This is a genomic window from Pseudoalteromonas sp. NCCP-2140 (genome assembly GCF_023708065.1).
In the GTDB taxonomy this organism is placed as follows: domain Bacteria; phylum Pseudomonadota; class Gammaproteobacteria; order Enterobacterales; family Alteromonadaceae; genus Pseudoalteromonas.
In genome coordinates this window covers 507,823-527,618 of sequence record NZ_BRCZ01000003.1, presented here as the reverse complement: position 1 = coordinate 527,618, position 19,796 = coordinate 507,823, and the positions used below count along the sequence as shown (strand labels likewise).

21 protein-coding genes and 1 tRNA gene are annotated in these 19,796 nt (G+C 40.6%); 14 read left to right on the top strand and 8 right to left on the bottom strand.

The features are described 5' to 3' along the window. Positions 1–139 precede the first annotated feature (139 nt). A complete protein-coding gene (locus NFU46_RS09110; protein ID WP_054561160.1) occupies positions 140–532 on the bottom strand; it encodes a cytochrome c5 family protein in 393 nt (130 codons plus the stop codon). 182 nt (positions 533–714) lie between these two features. Next, entirely contained in the window at positions 715–1,365 is a 651-nt protein-coding gene (gene elbB / locus NFU46_RS09105; protein ID WP_251601265.1) for an isoprenoid biosynthesis glyoxalase ElbB, read from the bottom strand. 511 nt (positions 1,366–1,876) lie between these two features. On the opposite strand from elbB, the gene polA reads away from it, so the two are divergent. Further along, positions 1,877–4,612: a DNA polymerase I gene (gene polA, locus NFU46_RS09100; RefSeq protein ID WP_251601263.1), complete on the top strand. Its 2,736-nt coding sequence runs from the start codon at positions 1,877–1,879 to the stop codon at positions 4,610–4,612. A 323-nt stretch (positions 4,613–4,935) separates the two neighbouring features. On the opposite strand, the gene NFU46_RS09095 is transcribed toward polA, so the two are convergent. Next, entirely contained in the window at positions 4,936–5,856 is a 921-nt protein-coding gene (locus tag NFU46_RS09095) for a triacylglycerol lipase (protein WP_251601261.1), read from the bottom strand. A gap of 424 nt (positions 5,857–6,280) precedes the next feature. Here NFU46_RS09095 and NFU46_RS09090 point away from each other — a divergent pair, with 424 nt between their 5' ends. Further along, entirely contained in the window at positions 6,281–6,868 is a 588-nt protein-coding gene (locus NFU46_RS09090) for a YceI family protein (protein ID WP_175080890.1), read from the top strand. After that, the gene (locus tag NFU46_RS09085) at positions 6,868–7,386 is read left to right on the top strand and encodes a DUF1285 domain-containing protein (RefSeq protein ID WP_175080889.1); all 519 of its coding nucleotides are present in this window, start codon (positions 6,868–6,870) and stop codon (positions 7,384–7,386) included. Before NFU46_RS09090 ends, NFU46_RS09085 begins: the two co-directional genes overlap by 1 nt. A 4-nt stretch (positions 7,387–7,390) precedes the next feature. Here the strand turns inward: NFU46_RS09085 and yihA are convergent, their stop codons facing one another. After that, positions 7,391–8,038, bottom strand: coding sequence for a ribosome biogenesis GTP-binding protein YihA/YsxC (yihA, locus tag NFU46_RS09080; protein ID WP_175080888.1), 648 nt, complete (start codon positions 8,036–8,038; stop codon positions 7,391–7,393). A 283-nt stretch (positions 8,039–8,321) separates the two neighbouring features. Here yihA and NFU46_RS09075 point away from each other — a divergent pair, with 283 nt between their 5' ends. The 3 genes from NFU46_RS09075 (at position 8,322) to NFU46_RS09065 (ending at position 10,817) form a co-directional block, all read left to right on the top strand. Next, a complete protein-coding gene (locus NFU46_RS09075) occupies positions 8,322–8,954 on the top strand; it encodes a cytochrome c (protein ID WP_054561153.1) in 633 nt (210 codons plus the stop codon). 751 nt (positions 8,955–9,705) lie between these two features. Beyond that, a complete protein-coding gene (gene yihI / locus NFU46_RS09070; protein WP_175083379.1) occupies positions 9,706–10,305 on the top strand; it encodes a Der GTPase-activating protein YihI in 600 nt (199 codons plus the stop codon). Further along, positions 10,302–10,817, top strand: coding sequence for a DUF2489 domain-containing protein (locus NFU46_RS09065; RefSeq protein ID WP_054561152.1), 516 nt, complete (start codon positions 10,302–10,304; stop codon positions 10,815–10,817). Before yihI ends, NFU46_RS09065 begins: the two co-directional genes overlap by 4 nt. A gap of 60 nt (positions 10,818–10,877) precedes the next feature. Here the strand turns inward: NFU46_RS09065 and hemN are convergent, their stop codons facing one another. Next, positions 10,878–12,251: an oxygen-independent coproporphyrinogen III oxidase gene (gene hemN, locus NFU46_RS09060; RefSeq protein WP_251601258.1), complete on the bottom strand. Its 1,374-nt coding sequence runs from the start codon at positions 12,249–12,251 to the stop codon at positions 10,878–10,880. A gap of 274 nt (positions 12,252–12,525) precedes the next feature. Here hemN and NFU46_RS09055 point away from each other — a divergent pair. From NFU46_RS09055 to NFU46_RS09040, 4 genes are all read left to right on the top strand, one after another. Then, positions 12,526–12,602 (top strand) — tRNA-Ile (locus NFU46_RS09055). A gap of 235 nt (positions 12,603–12,837) precedes the next feature. After that, positions 12,838–13,545, top strand: coding sequence for a hypothetical protein (locus NFU46_RS09050; protein ID WP_251601256.1), 708 nt, complete (start codon positions 12,838–12,840; stop codon positions 13,543–13,545). 21 nt (positions 13,546–13,566) lie between these two features. After that, positions 13,567–14,070: an RNA polymerase sigma factor gene (locus tag NFU46_RS09045; protein ID WP_058585954.1), complete on the top strand. Its 504-nt coding sequence runs from the start codon at positions 13,567–13,569 to the stop codon at positions 14,068–14,070. A 5-nt stretch (positions 14,071–14,075) separates the two neighbouring features. Next, a complete protein-coding gene (locus tag NFU46_RS09040; protein WP_251601254.1) occupies positions 14,076–14,645 on the top strand; it encodes a hypothetical protein in 570 nt (189 codons plus the stop codon). A gap of 241 nt (positions 14,646–14,886) precedes the next feature. On the opposite strand, the gene galE is transcribed toward NFU46_RS09040, so the two are convergent. Continuing rightward, positions 14,887–15,900 (bottom strand): UDP-glucose 4-epimerase GalE, encoded by a 1,014-nt coding sequence (gene galE, locus NFU46_RS09035; protein ID WP_251601252.1) that lies wholly within the window; start codon positions 15,898–15,900, stop codon positions 14,887–14,889. Positions 15,901–16,129: 229 nt separating this feature from the next. Here galE and NFU46_RS09030 point away from each other — a divergent pair, with 229 nt between their 5' ends. Then, positions 16,130–16,633 carry a DUF3016 domain-containing protein gene (locus tag NFU46_RS09030; protein WP_251601250.1) on the top strand — a complete coding sequence of 168 codons (504 nt, stop codon included), beginning with the start codon at positions 16,130–16,132 and terminating at the stop codon, positions 16,631–16,633. A gap of 291 nt (positions 16,634–16,924) precedes the next feature. Continuing rightward, positions 16,925–17,440: a DUF3016 domain-containing protein gene (locus NFU46_RS09025; protein WP_251601248.1), complete on the top strand. Its 516-nt coding sequence runs from the start codon at positions 16,925–16,927 to the stop codon at positions 17,438–17,440. A 162-nt stretch (positions 17,441–17,602) separates the two neighbouring features. Here the strand turns inward: NFU46_RS09025 and NFU46_RS09020 are convergent, their stop codons facing one another. Continuing rightward, a complete protein-coding gene (locus tag NFU46_RS09020; RefSeq protein WP_054554123.1) occupies positions 17,603–17,893 on the bottom strand; it encodes a hypothetical protein in 291 nt (96 codons plus the stop codon). A 72-nt stretch (positions 17,894–17,965) separates the two neighbouring features. On the opposite strand from NFU46_RS09020, the gene NFU46_RS09015 reads away from it, so the two are divergent. Continuing rightward, positions 17,966–18,178: a hypothetical protein gene (locus tag NFU46_RS09015; RefSeq protein WP_054554124.1), complete on the top strand. Its 213-nt coding sequence runs from the start codon at positions 17,966–17,968 to the stop codon at positions 18,176–18,178. Here NFU46_RS09015 and epmB read toward each other — a convergent pair. Then, positions 18,175–19,188: an EF-P beta-lysylation protein EpmB gene (gene epmB, locus NFU46_RS09010; RefSeq protein ID WP_251601246.1), complete on the bottom strand. Its 1,014-nt coding sequence runs from the start codon at positions 19,186–19,188 to the stop codon at positions 18,175–18,177. The two genes, NFU46_RS09015 and epmB, sit on opposite strands and share 4 nt — an antisense overlap. A 41-nt stretch (positions 19,189–19,229) precedes the next feature. Between epmB and efp the strand changes: the two genes are divergently transcribed. Then, complete coding sequence (gene efp / locus NFU46_RS09005) at positions 19,230–19,796, top strand: elongation factor P (protein WP_054554126.1); 567 nt, start codon at positions 19,230–19,232, stop codon at positions 19,794–19,796.

The window sequence follows — 19,796 nt, the reverse complement described above, 5'->3', positions numbered from 1 at the left end:
TTAGATCGTCAAGTAACAGGTGTTAACAAAATGGTAATTTATTATGGGTCTGAATTGGCTACAGGGCTAGCCTAGCGCTCTAAAAAGACACAAAAAAAGGGCTTAATAAAATTAAGCCCTTAGTATTAGTTTTAAACTGTTACTTGCTAGTCATGAAATCGATAGCAGCGCTGATCTCTTCATCAGAACAGTCCATACACGTACCTTTAGGAGGCATCGCGTTGAAACCGTTGATTGCATGGTTAAGTAATGTATCCATGCCTTTAGCAATACGAGGAGCCCAATCATCAGCTGATTTAGGTGCACCTAATGCGCCAGTACCATGACAAGCAAAACATGCTGCTTGGTAAACTTGTTCACCAGAACGAGGACCTGTAGGTTCAGCAGCGACCGCAGCTTTATCACCTTCTAGATATACAGAACCAATTGGCGCTAGACGCTTTTTAATTGCATCTTCAGTCAAAGAGTTGTCATACGCTTGTGCATATGCCGTTGTTGCTAGCAGTAATAATGCAGCTGATAGTTTTTTCATTTTGCCTTGCTCACTTCGATTTGAACGTGATCAATCACGATATCTGACGGAAATTAGAACGATTATAACGCTAAGCCACAATTTATAAAATGATCTAAAAGGCTTTTTCTTGAGAAAAACCGTCATTTTTTTGCGTTAGCGCAAGAAAAGCCAGCATTAAATACTGGCTCTTAGCTTGATGTTTAAGCAAGCTCTAATACTTTGTTAACCAATTTTTCGATACCCGCATCAGCATCTAAAATGCTTTGGGCCAACATATAGGCTGGGGTTGTGACCACTTTATGCTGAGGATCAACAACAATATCATTCACAGCACAGCTTTGGTGCGCTCCGCCAAGTTGCTCGATTGCGGTAGCGGTGTCTGCATCGTTACCAATGGTTGTTTTTACACCTTTACCATAAATAAGTGGCAGCATGGCAGGAGCAATACATATATAACCCGCTGCTTTGTTGGCATCGACAAAGGCCTTCGCAGTTGTCAGTACATCACCTTGAACTTGGGCATCTGCGCCTTTAACAGCAAAGTCAGATAGGTTTTTCGCGGCCCCAAAGCCACCTGGTACGATCAAGGCATCGAATTCATCTACATTTAGCTCAGTCAGCGCTTTAATTTCACCACGGGCAATACGCGCAGCTTCAACTAACACATTACGGTTAGGTGTCATTTCTTCACCGGTTAGGTGATTAATGGTGTGCATTTGTTCGATATCGGGTGCGAAGCATTGATAGCTCGCGCCTGCTTTTGCGATATGTAATAAGGTTAATACGGCTTCATTGATTTCTGCGCCGTCGTAAACACCGCAACCAGCTAAAATTACAGCAACTTTTTTCATTTTTGAACTCTCCTTAATGCGACTAGCTTTAGTTTAACAAGGATACGAGCATGGCGACAAAATAAAAAATTTTCGTCGCTTGATAACTCGCAAAGCGTGATGAATAGCTGTTTATGCCTTTTTATAAATTACTAACGAAAAAAAAAGTATAAAGGATCGCTATGATCTTTGATCCATTATGCTAGAATACTCCTCCGGTTATGAAAAGGGATGTTAATTCGGTATCGAATAAGCAAAAGGTTATCGCTACTAAAACCGTTTTCCACATCGGACAAAAATAATAAAAAAAGAACGCCGTAATATCTTTTTTAAATCAAAACATGAGCTTATAAAATTTTCCTAAATGTTTTTTCATTTCGGGAGAATTAGCTCTGTCTGTTATCTACAAAGTTATCCACAGCTTGCTCAGTCATAAACCTTTATTGGTTAATAATTCACAGTCGTTTTCTTCATGGCCTTATGGCATGCTTACAAACAATTTAATGTTATTCAATTAGGATCCAATTTCACCATGGCTCAGATCCCTGAAAATCCACTTATTCTTGTAGATGGTTCTTCTTATTTATTCCGTGCATACCATTCGCCACCGCACCTTACTAACTCAAAAGGTGAAGCGACAGGCGCAATCTATGGCGTAGTTAATATGCTTAAGAGTTTGATCAAGCAATATGATCCGTCGCACATGGTGGTGGTATTTGATGCCAAGGGTAAAACCTTCAGAAATGACATGTACAGTGAATACAAAGCGAATCGTCCGCCAATGCCGGATGACTTACGCACACAGATCGCACCACTGCATAACATTATTAAAGCAATGGGTTTCCCACTGATTAGTATTGAAGGTGTTGAGGCTGACGATGTTATTGGTACCTTTGCGCGCATAGCGTCAGAGCAGCAGCGTCATGTACTGATCTCAACTGGCGATAAAGATATGGCGCAGCTTGTTAATGAACATGTCACGCTGATCAATACCATGACAGATAGCATTTCAGATCCAGAAACCGTGGTTGAGAAGTTTGGCGTTGGTCCTGAGTTGATCATTGATTACCTTGCTTTAATGGGTGACAAGGTCGATAACATCCCAGGTGTTGATGGCTGTGGTCCAAAAACAGCAGTGAAATGGTTACAAAAATATGGATCATTGCAAGGTGTCATTGATCATGCAGGTGAAATTAAAGGCAAGATTGGTGAAAAACTTGCTGCAGCACTTGATCATCTGCCACTTAGCTATGAATTAGCAACAATTAAGTGTGATGTTGAGGTTGAGTCAGATCTTGAAGCTTTTAAGCTGCAAGAGCCTAATCGTGACGAATTGATTGCACTTTATGGTGAATGTGAGTTCCGCCGTTGGTTAGCTGAACTACTTGATAACCCTAAAGACGCTGATACGCATTTAGATGTGCCAACTGAAGCTAACGAACTACCAAAAGTTGCTGATGCACACTACGAAACTATTTTAACTGAAGAGCAGCTAGATACCTTAGTGGCGAAGTTAAATGACGCTGAATTGTTTGCTTTTGATACTGAAACAACCAGCCTTGATTATATGCAAGCGCAATTGGTTGGTATGAGCTTTGCGGTTAAAGCCGGTGAAGCGGCTTATCTTCCGGTTGCTCACGATTACCCTGATGCGCCAGAACAATTAAGCTTAGAAACCGTAATGGCAAAAATTGGCCCAATCTTAGCTGACGAAAACAAAGCGAAAGTGGGGCAAAATCTTAAGTACGATAAAAGCGTGTTAGCGAATGCGGGCTTTGAGTTAAAGGGTATTAAATACGACACTATGTTGGAGTCGTATGTATTTAATAGTGTAGGTAGTCGCCATGATATGGATTCACTGGCACTGAAATACCTAGGCCACAAAAATATCAGCTTTGAAGATATTGCCGGTAAAGGTAAAAAGCAGTTAACGTTTAATCAAATTGAGCTAGAAAAAGCGGCGCCTTATGCTGCTGAAGATGCCGATATAACGCTACGTCTTCACCAAGTGTTATGGCCAAAAATTGATGCCGATAGCCAGTTGAAGTCAGTATTCGAAGATATTGAGTTACCACTTGTCACAGTGCTTTCTGATATTGAGCGCACTGGTGTTGCAATTGATAGCAACATGCTGGCAGCTCATAGCCAACGTTTAGGCGAGCGCCTGTTAGAGCTTGAGCAAGAAGCTTATGATATTGCAGGCGAAAAGTTTAACTTAGGCTCACCTAAGCAACTGCAAGCTATTTTGTTTGAAAAACTTGAGCTGCCTGTTATCAAGAAAACACCTAAGGGTGCACCTTCGACAGCAGAAGAAGTATTGCAAGAACTAGCTCATGATTATCCATTACCAAAAGTGATTATTGAGCACCGTGGTTTATCTAAACTTAAATCAACCTACACAGATAAACTTCCGCTAATGGTTAATGAGCGCACTAAGCGAGTGCATACCTCTTATCATCAAGCTGTAACAGCAACAGGGCGTTTAAGTTCAACGGATCCTAACTTACAGAATATTCCAATTCGTTCAGAAGAGGGTCGTCGTATTCGTGAAGCCTTTATTGCTGCACCAGGCCATAAAATTGTGGCTGCCGATTACAGCCAAATTGAATTACGTATTATGGCGCACTTATCACAAGATAAAGGCCTACTCACTGCGTTTGCGAATGGTTTAGATGTGCACAGCGCAACCGCTGCAGAAGTCTTTGGGGTTAGCCTTGAAGAGGTTACCAGCGATATGCGTCGTAAAGCGAAAGCGGTTAACTTCGGCTTAATTTATGGCATGTCGGCGTTTGGTTTATCACGTCAGTTAGATGTACCCCGCCATGAAGCACAGCATTATATTGATAAATACTTCGAGCGTTTCCCTGGCGTGCTTGAGTACATGGAAACAACCAGAGAAAAAGCAGCTGATAAAGGGTATGTAGAAACGATTTTTGGTCGTCGCTTACATTTACCGGAAATCAATGCCCGTAACGGCGCTCGTCGTAAAGCCGCTGAACGTGCTGCGATCAACGCACCAATGCAAGGTACTGCAGCTGATATCATCAAAAAAGCGATGCTAAAAGTTCATCAGTGGGTGAACGCGCAAGCTGAAGGTTCAGTGAAGCTGCTAATGCAAGTACACGATGAATTAGTGTTCGAAATAAAAGAAGAATCTGTGGACGACTATAAAGCTGAAATTTGTAAGCTAATGTCAGAAGCCGCGACTCTTGATGTGCCTCTGATTGTTGAAGCCGACAGCGGTGACAACTGGCAACAGGCTCACTAATAGTCGCAATAGGTGAGAGTTGTCAGCTATCAGCCGTCAGCTTTCAGACTGAAAGTTAGCGAGTTTCTAGGGGAAAGTTAGAGCTGTCAGCTATCAGCCGTCAGCTTTCAGACTAAAAGTTAGCGATTTGCTTGACCGTTATACCGTATTTATCTCGAATCTAGCTTCCAATTTAAGGGTCGCGGCATAAAGCCGCTGCTACAAGTAGGCGTGAAACTTGTTTCGCGCGTCTGACCGCTGAAGGCTGAAAGCTGATCGCTTCTATATATAGAACATCGCTTCGTGCGACCCGACTCACCCAAAAATAAATCATTACTCGTTAACTAAAACCCCAACTCCTGCAACCGCTTTACGTGTTCGCGATAAAGCTCAATAGGGTCAACTTCACGAAAATTGTGTAAACCAATAAATTGATTAATCTCATCTAAGTGGTTCATTTCATAATCATCTTTGATGACATGACCTAAATGGCTGCTGCAGCGCGATACAAGGCCATCATCTTTGCCTAAAATAAGTAACGAGCCAAGCAGCATGGGCAAGTCGGTTGGATCAAGTATATTGGTGAGTGCTGCTGTACCACTCCACGAAAAATAGTACACCCCATTTTCGGCAACTAACTGACCTTGATCGCATTTATTTTCTGGTAAACCTTCAGGGTATTTTTGATTAAATACGTCAGCGCCTTGTGTACTTAAGCTACTTAAAGCACCGAGTGTATCTTGCGGTAATTGGCTGTGGCCTGAGAGCAGTGAAATGACCTTACCAACCCCATCAAATACGAACCGCGCGGTATGTTCTGCTTGAGAATTTGCAGGTAGTTTTTGTCTAATTAAATCAATAATGCCACTGCCATTGTTTGCACCGCCAATACTGGTTACTGAGGCAATTAAATCTGGCTTGACTGAAGCAACGTAGCGCACTGTTTGCGCGCCTTGGCTGTGACCAATCAAGTTTACTTTATTGGCGCCTGTCAGTGCTAAAATTGCTTTTACGTGAGTGAGTAATTGTTCGCCCCTTACTTCAGAGCTATTAATAGCAGAGACCGCTGGCGTGAACACCAAGGTACCATCTTGGTTGAGACTTGCAGCCACATTATAAAAGTAATCGAGGCCGAGTAGGTTATCGAACCCCATGAGCCCATGAACTAAAATTACCGGATATTGTGTCGTTGTTTTTTTGGCATGGCAGTAGGGGGTCATTAAAAAAAGTAAGGTAGCAAATAAAATTAAGGGGATTTTTTTCATACCTTTTACTCTTCTACTGCAATTTTTATCACTAACAAGCCTTAAAAAAGCCTGATTTAAGTGTGCTTTTAATTCACCATACCCTAAATTACGGTTCGCTGTAATGTTAGTTTTAAGTAAATAAGAAAAGAAGGTTTTAGTGTTTCGTTATATGTTTATCAATTTGTGTTGTTTCTGCCGTTATGCAATTTATTTTTAATTTGGTATTTGCTAAAGTCCGCGCCGTCCTCATCCTGTAGGACATCCTGTTGATGATGCATCTGAAAGGGTGCAACGTATTGATAGCTTCTCCCCAGTTTGCTATAACGGCTCACTCCTTGTTGAGTGAGTCGCTTTTTCTTTCTCTTATCATACAATTCATTGCACAAATTAACGTAAGTGATACCATCAAAGTGATTCTTATTTACTTTCGAAGGAATGCGTTATGTTTAAATCTTTGGCAATTGCTGCCTTTTCATTATCGAGTATTTTAGTTACCCCTTTAGCCAGCGCAAACTGGCAAGTTAATAATGAGCAAAGCAATGTGAGCTTTGTGTCTATCAAAAAGAATTCAGTTGCAGAAGCGCATCATTTCAAAAAGGTGTCGGGTACACTTAACGAGCAAGGTCAATTTAAGTTGATGATCGACCTGACATCGGTTGAAACTCTGATCCCTATCCGTAATGAGCGCATGACCAAGTTGTTATTTGAGACAGCTAAATTCCCTAATGCAGTGTTAACTGCTGATTTAAGCAAAGCGTTGTTAACGCTAAAACCAGGTCAACATGTGCTTAAAGGTTTGAAAGCTGAACTAGACTTTCATGGCAACAAGAAAGAGCTAACGATTGATGTACTTGCCAATATGTCACCGAAAGGCGATGTTACTGTTTCATCGTTTACGCCGGTGATTATTAATGCAAGTGACTTCAAAGTAACAGAAGGTATTAGTGAGTTACAAAAACTTGCGGGTTTACCATCAATTGCAACAGCTGTTCCTGTAACATTTTCTTTGACGCTAGATAAAGAAAAGTAATGCAATCACTTGCTGACTTAGAGGCCGCTCTTCAGGCACCCGATAAACCTTTTGATCAATGGCAGCCACAAAACTGTGGGCAAGTGCCTATATTGATTGATGCGCAAGGGCGGTGGTTTTATGCCGGCAGTGAAATAAAGCGCGAGGCAATGGTTAAACTCTTTGCCTCTGTGCTTTGCAAAGAAGCAGATAGTTATTTTTTAAAAACACCCGTAGAGAAAATGGCCATCACAGTCGAAGATGTGCCCTTTATTATTGTTGATTGGCGTTTTGAAGAGACAGAACAAGGCCGTGCGCTTTGTTGCGTTGATAATTTACAGTGCGCTTGGTTGGTCTCAGCAAAGCAACCACTATTACTGAGAGAATTTGAAGGTGTCAGTGTACCTTATCTTCAATTAGCACATGGCTTGGCTGCGAGGGTATCGAGAAATGTTTATTATCAGTGGGCCGAAATAGCCTGCTCAGACGAGCAGGGCTACTATATCGAATCATTAGCCAAGCGTTATTACTTGGCCTAAGCGATTAAGCTTCTGGTTGTTCTTCAGACTCAGGTGCTTGCGCTTCAATGGGTCCTAAGAACCACTCATCGAGCTTTTTAGCAACTTCAGGTAAGCCTGTGCCTTTTAGTGAAGAGAAGGCATGTACTGTAATATCACCATCTAAACTACTTAACTCACGACGAACTTGTAAAACTTGAGCTTTACGCGCGCCCTGTTTTAGCTTGTCGGCTTTAGTTAATAGTGCCAGCACTGGAATTTCGCTGCCCACTGCCCAGTCGATTAAGTCACGGTCTAAATCTTTTAACGGGTGGCGAATATCCATCAAAACAACGATACCTTTTAAGCTTTGACGTTTTTGTAAGTATTCACCTAGTGACTTTTGCCATTTCTTCTTCATTTCGATAGGCACTTTAGCAAAACCATAGCCCGGTAAGTCGATAAGGCGTTTATCGGCATCAAGTTCAAAGGTATTGATCAGCTGAGTACGACCGGGTGTTTTAGAAGTACGCGCTAACTTTTGATCTGTTAACGTGTTTAAAGCACTTGATTTACCCGCATTAGAGCGACCAGCAAACGCGACTTCAATCCCCGTATCAGCAGGTAAGCGTGAGATATCAGGTGCGCTGGTAACAAAGGACGCAGTATTGTATTTGATACGAGATTTGAGCACAGGCTCTCCTAGTCTTTTATAAAAAATAACAAACAGTGGCTAATTTCCACTTAAGGCACGTATTTTATACTATTAAAGCAGCATTCAAAAGCGTATTTAAGCGTGCTAAATTGGCTTTAAATTAGGAAAATTACTAGGTATAAACTTAATCTAAGTCAAATCCCTATAAATTATGAGCTTAATGTGGGCAGAAAACGTGCCAGAGAATTTATTATCGTGTAGAATATAGAAATCACAACATCCATATTGTAGATGATACAGGGTCGGAAACAGAGAATTCACCATGAAAAAAATAGCACTATCTTTAACTATATTGCTTGGTACGTTGTCAGCAAGCAACGCAACAGCATTTGATGGCGATGTAAACGCAGGTAAAGAGAAATCGGCAACGTGTGCGGCTTGTCACGGCCCAGACGGTAATGCACCGGTTAATATCTACCCTAAAATTGCAGGCCAACACGCAGATTATATCTATAAACAATTACAAGAGTTTAAATTAGGTATGACATCTGGCGGCAAAGAAGGTCGTATGGATCCAGTAATGAGTGGTATGGCTATGCCGCTTAGCGATCAAGACATGAAAGACCTAGCAGCTTACTTCTCTTCTTTAAATATGTCTGAAGGTACAACACCTAAAGATGTAGTAGAAGTTGGTCAGCAGCTTTATAAAGCCGGTGATGCAGAGCGTGGTATTCCAGCATGTGCTGCGTGTCACGGTCCACGTGGTAACGGTACATCACTAGCTAAATTCCCGAAAGTTTCGTTCCAACATCCAGAATACATCAAGTCACAACTTGAAAAATTCCGTGATGGTACGCGTAATAACGACTTAAACGGTATGATGCAAGACATCGCTAAAAAGCTAACAGACAAAGACATCGAAGTACTTTCAAAATACTTAGGTGGCTTACACTAAAGTCTGATTGCGGGTAGAAATATTACGCAGTAATATGTGATTAGTGTGAAAAAAGCAGCGCAAGCTGCTTTTTTTGTATTTAAACCATGTCGAAATCTCCCACGCCTTTGTGAGACATTGTCCATATCGAGCTGTAAGCTAAATCTTATTTTTATTTCAATTTTATACATAACTCTTTGTTATTAAATAAGTTGAGCTTGTTGCAATATCTTATCTGTAAGAAAAATTATATAAATCAGTTGTAACAAAATTATTAATGAGTAAATTAACCACTGTCGCTGAGACAGCAAAAACAACATGGACAATGTAATAAGGAAAGTGACTGCGGCAAGTCTTTAGGGGTTGACACTGGTTAGGTGTCCTAAAGGAAATAACAAAAAAGCGTCAGGATTGACCGAGAATAATAAAAGCTCATGGAAGTTTAATAATAAAAACAAAATGGAATGCTACACGGAAGGTTAAAACAATAACAAAATGGATAAACAATAATAATAAAAATAATAAAGACTAAAAAGTCGAAGGGAGAAGTGTCCAGATAATTGGCGCTCAGATTAGTAGGCGGTAGAGATGTTTTCTCTACCGCCTTTTTATTTGTCCTGTTACAATAGCCACCGTTTGTACTAAAAGTATGAAAAGTGCGCAGTTCGTCAAGTTGACCAACCACATCCGCACATCGAATTCTTCTGGTTATGCCAGCATTACAATGCCACAAAGGCGTTGTGCACAACCTCTTAAGTGAGATGATCAAGATATGAGTAGAAAGAAAAAGTCGCGTAAAATTCCATCGAATGGTCCTGTACGTCTAAGCAAAGAAAAGCTTAGAGAGATGCGCGCGTTAAAAGAGCAGCGAGTTAAAAAGACCAAAGGTGCTAAACCTGGGTCTCGAAATGCACCTGATGCACAAAATGCAAAAAACACTGCTGCAAACAATCAACCGAAAGATAAGCGTGTTGGTAGTAAAAAGCCGGTTTCTTTAGTTGCGCCTAAGGCTGAGCCGAAAGTTGAAATGAAACGCAACTTAAAACCTATGGTTGAGCTTAAGAAAGTGGCTGAGCCTGAACTAACACCAGAGCAAGAGTTAGAAGCGCTAGAGAATGACGAGCGTCTACTTAAGCTGGTTGAGCGTCATGAGCGCGGTGAGTTATTAACAGGTAAAGATGCTAAGTACTTCAATAGCCGTATTGCTCGCCACCAAGCACTGTGTGAGTTATTAGGCATTGAAGATGAAGACGAGTACGAAGATGACTTTGAAGATGATTCATTTGATGAAGGTGAATCTGACTTCGATAAGTACTTATCTGATGACTTAGCCAATGAATGGTTTGATGACGAAGATGAGGATGAGCGATGAGCACAACCTTGATTATTGCCATCGTAATTGGTGCGGCAATTATCGCAGGGCTTGCGTTTTATGCAGGGCAACTTCTGTATAAACTAAAAGAGCAAAATAAGCTTATCGCCAAGAAGCAAGCTGAGCATGAGCAAAAGCTTGCGGCATCAAAAGCAAAGCGTAATGCAAAGTTAGCCGATAGCATTCATTTAATTGCCCGTGCAATGAATGAAGAGCAATGTGAGTTCTCAGAAGGCTGCTTACGTATTTGGGTGCTGATCTCTCAATACAGCTTTGCAGAAGAGTTTGAGCTAAGTGAGCGCTACCCAGGCATATTTAAAATGTACGAAGTCGTAAAAGATATGCCAACGCACGATGCCCGTAAGAAATACTCTAAAAAAGAGATTTTTAAAATGGACACCGCTCGCTGGCGTGCTGAAGAACAGCATAGCGATGAAATTAAAGCAGATTGCGCACGTATAATTGAAGAGTTTAAAGCCGCTCCAGGCAGCGAAAACGTAGTATTCAATTAAACAAACATGCTGCGATTTAAGCAAAATAAAAGCAGAGCCTAGGCTCTGCTTTTTGTTGGGCTAGATAACTCGTGAGAAACGAGTTTGCTTGATTTGTTGTTGTAGGTGCGCATCAAAGCACATACAAATAATACGAATAAATAAATTACCGCGAGCTGTTACCGTGATCTTATCTTGGCTAACAGACACCAAGCCATCAGCTAGTAATGGGTCGAGTGCCTGTAGTGCCTCGCAGAAGTAGCTGGCAAAGTTAATATTAAACTGTTTTTCGATTGCTGGAATATCCAGCTCAAACTGGCAGATCAATTGTTTGATCACTGCGGCACGTAACGTATCGTCATCAGTTAAAGTAACACCTTTACAGATTGCACTGCCATAGCCTTCTTGCACAGCTTTGTAATAGTGCTTCAACTCTTTTTCGTTTTGTAAAATGGCATTGCCTATTTGCGAAATAGATGACACACCCAAACCTAATAAGTCACATTGGCCATGCGTTGTGTAACCTTGGAAATTACGGTGTAACTGACCTGCGTTTTGTGCAATTGCTAGTTCATTGTCTTTGCGGGCAAAGTGGTCCATACCAATAAACTGATAACCCGCCGCTAACATCTGCTCAAGGGTATTTTTGAACATAGTGAGCTTATCGCCCGCAGACGGTAAGTCAGCGTCTTTAATTTTACGCTGTGCAGCGAATCTATCTGGTAAGTGAGCATAGTTAAATACCGACACGCGATCAGGGTTTAACTCAATCAGCTGTGCAATTGTCTCTTTAAAGCTCTCTGGTGTTTGCAGTGGCAAACCGTAAATCATATCGGCATTAATAGATTTAAAGCCAAGTTCACGAGCCTCACTAATTAAACCTTTTACAGATTGCACGCTTTGCGGACGATTAACTGCCAGTTGCACATCATCATTGAAATCTTGAATACCAAACGAAACACGATTGAAGCCAAGCTGACGTAGGTGTACTAGCATGCCATCAGCTAAAGAACGAGGGTCAATCTCAATACCGCGCTCGGCATCATCAGCAAAATTAAAATGTTGCTCAACCAACGCCATTAAGCGGCTCATTTGCTCTGCCGATAAGAAAGTTGGCGTACCACCCCCTAAATGCAGTTGCTCAACGTTATAATCGGCAAAAAGCGTTGCTTGTTCAGCAATCTCAAGCGCTAAATTATCTAGGTATAAATCGGCTTTAGATTGATGACGAGTGATCACCTTATTACAACCACAGTAATAACAAAGCTGACTGCAAAAAGGGATATGGATATACAAAGATAAAGAACGGCTTTTCGATGCCGCAATCGCGTTAATCATATCTTGTTGGTTATAACCATCAGCTAAAGACAATGCTGTTGGGTAAGAGGTATATCGAGGCCCAGAAATATTGTACTTGTTGATCAGAGATTGATCCCAGCTAGGTAAATTTATCACAGTCAGCACTCCGCAATTGATTGAGCGGCTATTTTAACGAGTTTAGTAATTTAGCTATTTGATCTAGAACAATGTCGGAGGCTAGAAACTAATCGGCATGCTTTAAGGTCGTTGTAAAAACAAAGAGTTTACTATTTGAGCAGTTGATTTAGTGATTGTTAAAATAAAGGGTTTTGCTAGTGACAAGGTTACAAAAACTTTTTATACTGCATCCCGCTTTAGTCAGTTAAACCTGCTAAACGCATCAAAAAAATTTAGCTTTCGCTAATACAATGGCCCCTTAGCTCAGTTGGTTAGAGCACACGACTCATAATCGTTAGGTCCCCAGTTCAAGTCTGGGAGGGGCCACCATTTTCTTACTGCAAAAATCCAAAATTAAAGCTTACAGCTGTTTTTATAGCTGCGTTCCACCTCTTTTTAATCTTTAAAATTCAACGAAATAAAATTATTTTTAATTTTTTAAAAATATTTTGTCAGGTTTTCTGTGTTTGTCTCGTCTATAGCTGCAAATGACACGAAGTTGTTCTATTTGGTGGTAGCAATAGGCAGTGTCTTATGTATCTATTTTTACGAAAAGGACAAACTCATGACGACTACAACATCAACTGTGAATACGCTAAAACTTGATTCAACGAACGCACCATTTAGTGATGCTGCTCTTTGGTTAAAAGAAGGATGGGGGCTATTTAAAAAAGCACCGTTTAAACTTTTTTTACTTATGACGCTGTTCGCTATTGTGCCTGGTTTAGTGCAGCTATTACCTGCACCCACAGGTTTAACAGTATCAAAATGGTTAGCGCCTATGTTAATGGCAACGGTGTGGCCATTGTTGTTTAACCTGAATAATCAGCAAGGTTTTTCATTTAAGCATAATGCAACATGGGCGAAGTGGGGGCGAGTTGCTGTGTGGTCAGTTGTTGGTATTTTACTGGCGCTGGTGCAATTTGCAGTAGGGAGTGCTTTGATTGGTAGTGAGCAGTTATCGGCATTATTGTCAGGTCAGTTTGTTGATGTTGAACGCTGGCGCGTTGGGGTCATGTTTGTATCAATTGTTCCTGTAAATATGTTGCTTATGTTTGTGGTACCTCTGTTACTCTTAAACAATGCTTCGCTTAGTGCAGCTGTTAAAGAAGGCATTACAACGGCACTAAAGGTGATTAAACCATTAAGCATGCTTTGTTTGATTAATATGCTCGTTACCTTTGCTGCCCCTTATAGTCTTTTACCTATGTTGTTGGTAGGGCCGGTATTAGCATGTACCTACTTTTGTGCCTATAATCGTTTGTTCAAATAATAATAAAAACATGGAAGTACAGTGAAAGCTGATGTTCAAATAAACACATTGCTGAATGAATACGCGCCGCTGTTGGCGCGTGTTGCTGCAACCTATGAGATCAATCAAGCGCTACAAGATGAGCTAATTCAAGAGATGTCGTTGGCTGTTTGGCGCGCTTTTGAAAGTAATGACTCATCACCCGATGTTGCCTTTCGTGGCGATGCCAGCATAAAAACCTATATTGCCCGAATAGCTCACAATAAAGCGGTTGATCATGTGATAAAAGAGCAAAACCGCAAAGAGGTGGCAAGCTCTGAGAGTATTGACTACACCCAAGCCTTAAGTGCGCATAAATCACCAGACGACAGTTTAGATTTAATGGCTGCCCTTCGTAAATTAACGCTGAAATATCGGCAGGTGCTTGCTTTACAGCTTGAAGGGTTTAATCAAAGTGAGATAGCTCAAACACTGGGGCTGTCTGAAGATGCCGTGGCTAAACGTGTAAGTAGGGCAAGACAACAACTTGCGAGCCTAATGGAGTAAATAAAGTGGATAAATTCGAAGCAGATGATCAATTAGCTAAATGGCAGCAGGCATTCTTGCAGGCAACGCCGAAAGTGGATAGTGCAGCGTTAATTGCACAAACGCAAAAGTCGCGAACTAAGTTAAAGCTAAAAGGGTTAATCGACTCATTTTTAGGTGTTGTGGTAACCGTATTTTGTATTTACGCCATGTTGTTTGAGGCAAAAAATACCTATGAAACCATTCTGTTTGCGCTATTAGTACCTATTCCTTTAGGTTTTGGAATTTGGTCATACCGTTTAAGACGAAAGCTTTGGCGAGCAGAAACGTTAGACGTTAATGCAATGCTTAATTTTAAAGAAAGCCAGCTGAAGCATCAAATTCATTACTGGCATGTGAGTTTTATTGGCTGCGTTGTGCTTTGGTGCGCTTTGTTAATCGTTGCCTTGTTTAATATGGTTATGTTCAAAACATACAGCCTATGGCTTATCCAGCTTGGTATTAATGGCATTATCGTGCTGGCTGTTTATATACGCTATAAAAAATTAAAAACACAGCTAGCTGTAGCGCTTGAGAGCATTCAAGCGATGCGCTGATGTGCGACTTGACGAGCTGTTCCTAAAACTTATATAACTTACTATTCAAATAATAATAAAGGATATAGAGATGGAAGTTTTATACAGTATTTTGTTTTGGGGATCGCCTGTCGGCTTAGGGTTATTCTTTTTCTTATCGTGCACGGGGGCAGGAATACTTTTCTGGGGTATTGCGCAGCTTAAGAAAGCCTCATCAAATTAAAAAGCCGATGTGTGAACATCGGCCTTATAATGACTTTGACTATTTGTAACCGTTCGGGTTATTGCTTTGCCAGCGCCATGTATCCTGCATCATCTCATCGATACCACGCTCTGCTTGCCAGCCAAGCTCTTTTAACGCTTTTTCTGGAGCTGCGTAGCAAGCTGCAATATCGCCAGCTCGACGCGGCGAAATTTGGTAAGGTACGGCTTGACCGCTGGCTTTCTCAAAAGCGGTAACCATTTGCAGTACTGAATAACCATTACCTGTGCCTAGGTTAAATACGTGCGCACCTGTATCACTTGCAATTCGGTTCAGTGCTTTTAAGTGACCTAATGCTAAATCGACAACGTGGATATAGTCACGAACACCTGTACCATCTACAGTATCGTAATCATCCCCAAATACACCTAGCTTTTCTAGCTTACCCACAGCGACTTGCGAGATATAAGGTAATAAGTTGTTAGGAATACCATTTGGGTCTTCACCAATAAGGCCAGATTCATGTGCGCCGACAGGGTTAAAGTAACGTAAGATAACAAAGGCAAAACGTTCATCTGATTTCGCGATATCTTGCAGCATCATTTCAACCATAAGCTTTGATGTGCCATACGGGTTAGTTGTACCGCCAACTGGGAAGTCTTCGCGAATTGGCAGGCTTGCTGGGTCACCGTATACCGTTGCTGATGAGCTAAATACTAATTTAAACACGCCAGCATCACGCATTGCATCAACCAGCGTTAACGTGCCTTGTACGTTGTTTTGGTAATACTCAATAGGTTTAATAACCGATTCGCCCACGGCTTTTAAACCTGCAAAGTGGATAACGCTGTCGATTGAGTGCTCACTAAAGATTTTATCTAAACAGGCTCTATCTAAAATGTCACCTTGGTAAAACGTGACATCTTTACCCGTGATTTTTTTAACACGAGCCAATGACTCATTTGATGAATTGCTTAAATTATCAAGTACAACAACATCATTACCCTGTTGTAATAATTCTAAAACGGTATGTGAACCGATATATCCGGCTCCGCCGGTAACTAAAATGGTCATAAGATTTCCATAAACTATACCTGATTAAATTAGGCTTATTTCATCATATTTCGCGTTAAATTACATGAATAAAATGTGATTATTATTCTGTATGGCAAGGTGAGGTAGTTGTTTTTGATTACACTTTATACCATATTGGTTACACCTAGCTGATTACATATTAAGCTATAGTTAATCGTCAGCTGCTAAATTTTTAAGCACTAGCTAAACCTGTTAACTGGAGAATATAATGAATATAGTAAAAAAAGTTGCGTTAGCGCTTATGGTTACGCTCCCGGCTTTTGCTCATGCAGGCGAAGCAAAAGTTAAATGGCATGACTTTAATGATTATCGTGATGTACGCCCAGGGAATAACTCACCAAAAGGCGCATTTCATAAAAATGTGGCAAATAATTTTGAAAAACACTTTAATAAGCTTGCTGAAAAGTTACCTGAAGGCTACACCTTCAATGTTGAAGTGACTGAGCTCGACCTAGCGGGTGATGTGCGTTTTGGTACCATGAATGAACTACGTATCGTTAAGCCAATTTATTTTCCGCGTATCGACCTAAATTATTCGATTACCGACAAAGACGGTAAAGTGATAAGTGAAGCAAACGATGTAAAGCTTAAAGACATGGGCTTCATGGATCGCATGAAAATGGGGCGCGATGAAGCCTATTATTACGACAAGCGCTTAATCACTGATTGGTTTGAAGATGAGTTATTGCCGTCGTTAAATCTTGATGAATAAACTTAGTAACTATGTGGCTGTAGCAGTAAGTAAATAGTACAACTAAATACATATTTAACTGCTGCTACAACTTATAAATTTCATTTTATTGAGAATACCCGTATATAAGTTTTTCTTTTAGCTTATTCGTTTAACGTTCAATACCTAAAGTACTAAAAGTATTCATAGTCTTGATCTTGGTTACATTTTGAACCATATTATTATTCTATTACATGATTTTTACTTGGTGTTCACACTACACATTTTATAAATGTTGATTATGTAATAGTTTGAAGCCTATGGAGAAATGGAATGATTAAGATAAAAAAAGCTTTACTTGTAACTAGTTTACTTTTACCTGCTTTTGCCTACTCTGGTGAAGCCGAAGTAAAATGGCAAAATTTTGATGACTACAGTGATGTGCGCCCAGGGAGTAACTGGAAAAAAGAAAATTACTATAACAGCGTTAAGCGTAACCACGAAAAAACGTTTAGAAAATTAGCAAGTAAATTACCTGATGGTTATGTTTTTTCTGTTGAGGTAACAGATTTAGATCTTGCTGGTGAAGTACTGTTAGGTAATGGCAATGGCAATAGTACCGAACCTCGCGTAATGTCATCTACATACTCACCTAAAATTACCTTAAATTATACAGTTAAGAGTAATGATGGAAAAGTTGTTAGCCAAGATAGCAACTTGAAACTTAAAGATATGAGCTATCTAGATGGTATCGTAATGCGTTACAAAGATTCATACTATTACGATAATAAACTGATAGCCGAGTGGTTTGAGGATAAACTGCTTCCGTCAATTGACTCAGCTGAATAAATACGCTTTTATGGCAGCAACTTTATATCGAGTGTTTTTGCTTTTGTTTGCATAATTAACAAGATATAAAAGCGCTGCCAAAATTAACTATATGAGTTTTAACGATGAATATACTCATTGTTAAACTTATGGCTAAAGAGCCACTTTCACTTTTCCGTTAGTTTACTTAAACGTCGCTAACAGTTGTAGTAACTGCTGCAGTTTAATAACGGTTTTTTTCAGTTTTTCTTCGTCCATACCGTCGTTGCTTAAGCTTTCTACATCAGCAGCAACATCGAGAACGTAAGGTTTAAAGCGTTTTGCTTCAAAATCAAAGCCAGCATCTTTTGCAAATAAGGCTTTGAATTTGCCATGGCCTTGCTGCTGTAAATCATCTAATTTTTTATCAGCATCAAGTGCCTGACGATAAACGATTTTTAGGTTAGCATTGAGTTGTTCAATAATTGAATCCATTTTTTTCCTAAAGCTTTAGACTGCAATGCCGATATAGTACGTGGATTGTCATAAAAAGTCAGGTAATGAACTATGAATATATCAGGATCAAGCTTACCAGCGATGAGTGGCGGTGGTGAAAGCGCAGAAGTTTACAGCGCATCGCTTGCTAAAAAACAGCAAAAGGCTGATGGTGCTGCGGCACTTGCACTTATCGAAGGCGCAGCAATGAACACCAGTGCTGCACAAACACCTGCTAAGTCGGTAACTGCGACACTAGGTAACAACGTAAACGTATACGTTTAACTTAGATTGAGATCGATAGGCGTTTTACTTTTTTCGCCGCCGATCTCGCGCACCAACTTTGGAACCAAGAACCCCGGCAATGCTGCTAGCATAGCCGTCACTATTTCCCGTGCCTGACTCTCAGCTATATCAAAGTGGCTGGCACCTTCAACTTTATCAAGTAGATGTAAGTAGTAAGGTAAAATGTCTGCTTCGAATAGCGCTTCACTAAGTGCAACTTGTGACTCGACAGAATCGTTCACATCTTTTAGTAACACCGCTTGATTTAATAACGTCACTCCCGCAGCCTTTAATTTTTGCATAGCGGCTTTAAAGTCATCATCAATTTCGTTAGCGTGATTGATATGATTTATAAACACCACCTTTAAGGGCGATGCAGCAAAGCGTGCACATAGCTCATCGGTAATTCTTGCTGGGATCACAACAGGTAAGCGGCTGTGAATACGCATGCGTTTAATTTGCGGAAGCTGCTCTAACTCATCTATAAACCAACTAACAGCATCGTCTTTGGCCATCAATGGATCGCCACCACTTAAAATGACTTCGTTGATGTTGCTGTCTGCTTTTATGTAAGCCAGTGCATCAATCAAGCTGCGTTTGTTTAATTGGTTTTCTTGATAAGGAAAATGGCGTCTAAAACAATAACGGCAATTTACAGCACAGCCGGTTTTAAACATCACTAAAACCCGAGAGCGATACTTGTGTAACAAACCAGGTTGGTTGTTATCTTGCTCTTTTAGAGGATCTTTGTCGTAACCTGTTTTTGCTAAAAACTCTTGGTGTCTTGGCATCACTTGCAGCAAAAGAGGGTCGTTTATGTCGCCATAACGCATTTTTTTGATAAAAGGCAGTGGCACGCGGACAGGAAAAAGACTGCGTGCTTTAAGGTCTTTTTCGTCTACTTTGCTTGATAATCCTAGCATTTCTAGCAAGCGTTCAGGACAAGTGACAACATTTGCCAATTCTTTTTGCCAGTTTTTATGCAAATTTACTTCATTTCTTTGTATCATTGACACGTAGATTACTCGAAATTATTTAGACAGAGGAAACGATGGCGAATTATAGCACCAATGAGTTCAAGGGCGGCCTAAAAATTATGTTAGATGGCGAACCTTGCAGCATCTTAGAAAATGAAATGGTAAAACCAGGTAAAGGCCAGGCGTTTAACCGTGTTCGTATTCGTAAACTTATCACAGGTAAAGTACTAGAAAAAACATTCAAGTCAGGTGAATCAGTTGAAGGTGCAGACGTAATGGATACAGATTTAGCGTATCTATACACTGACGGTGAGTTTTGGCACTTCATGAACAACGAAACATTTGAGCAAATCGCTGCTGACGAAAAAGCGCTTGGCGACAATGCAAAATGGTTAGTTGAAAATGACGTTTGTACAATCACGCTTTGGAACGGTAGCCCAATCGCTGTGACTCCACCAAACTTCGTTGAATTAGAAATCACTGAAACAGATCCAGGTCTAAAAGGTGATACAGCGGGTACTGGCGGTAAACCAGCAACATTAAGCACAGGTGCTGTTGTTCGCGTTCCTCTATTCGTACAAATCGGCGAAGTGATCAAAGTTGATACACGTAGCGGTGAATACGTGAGCCGTGTTAAGTAA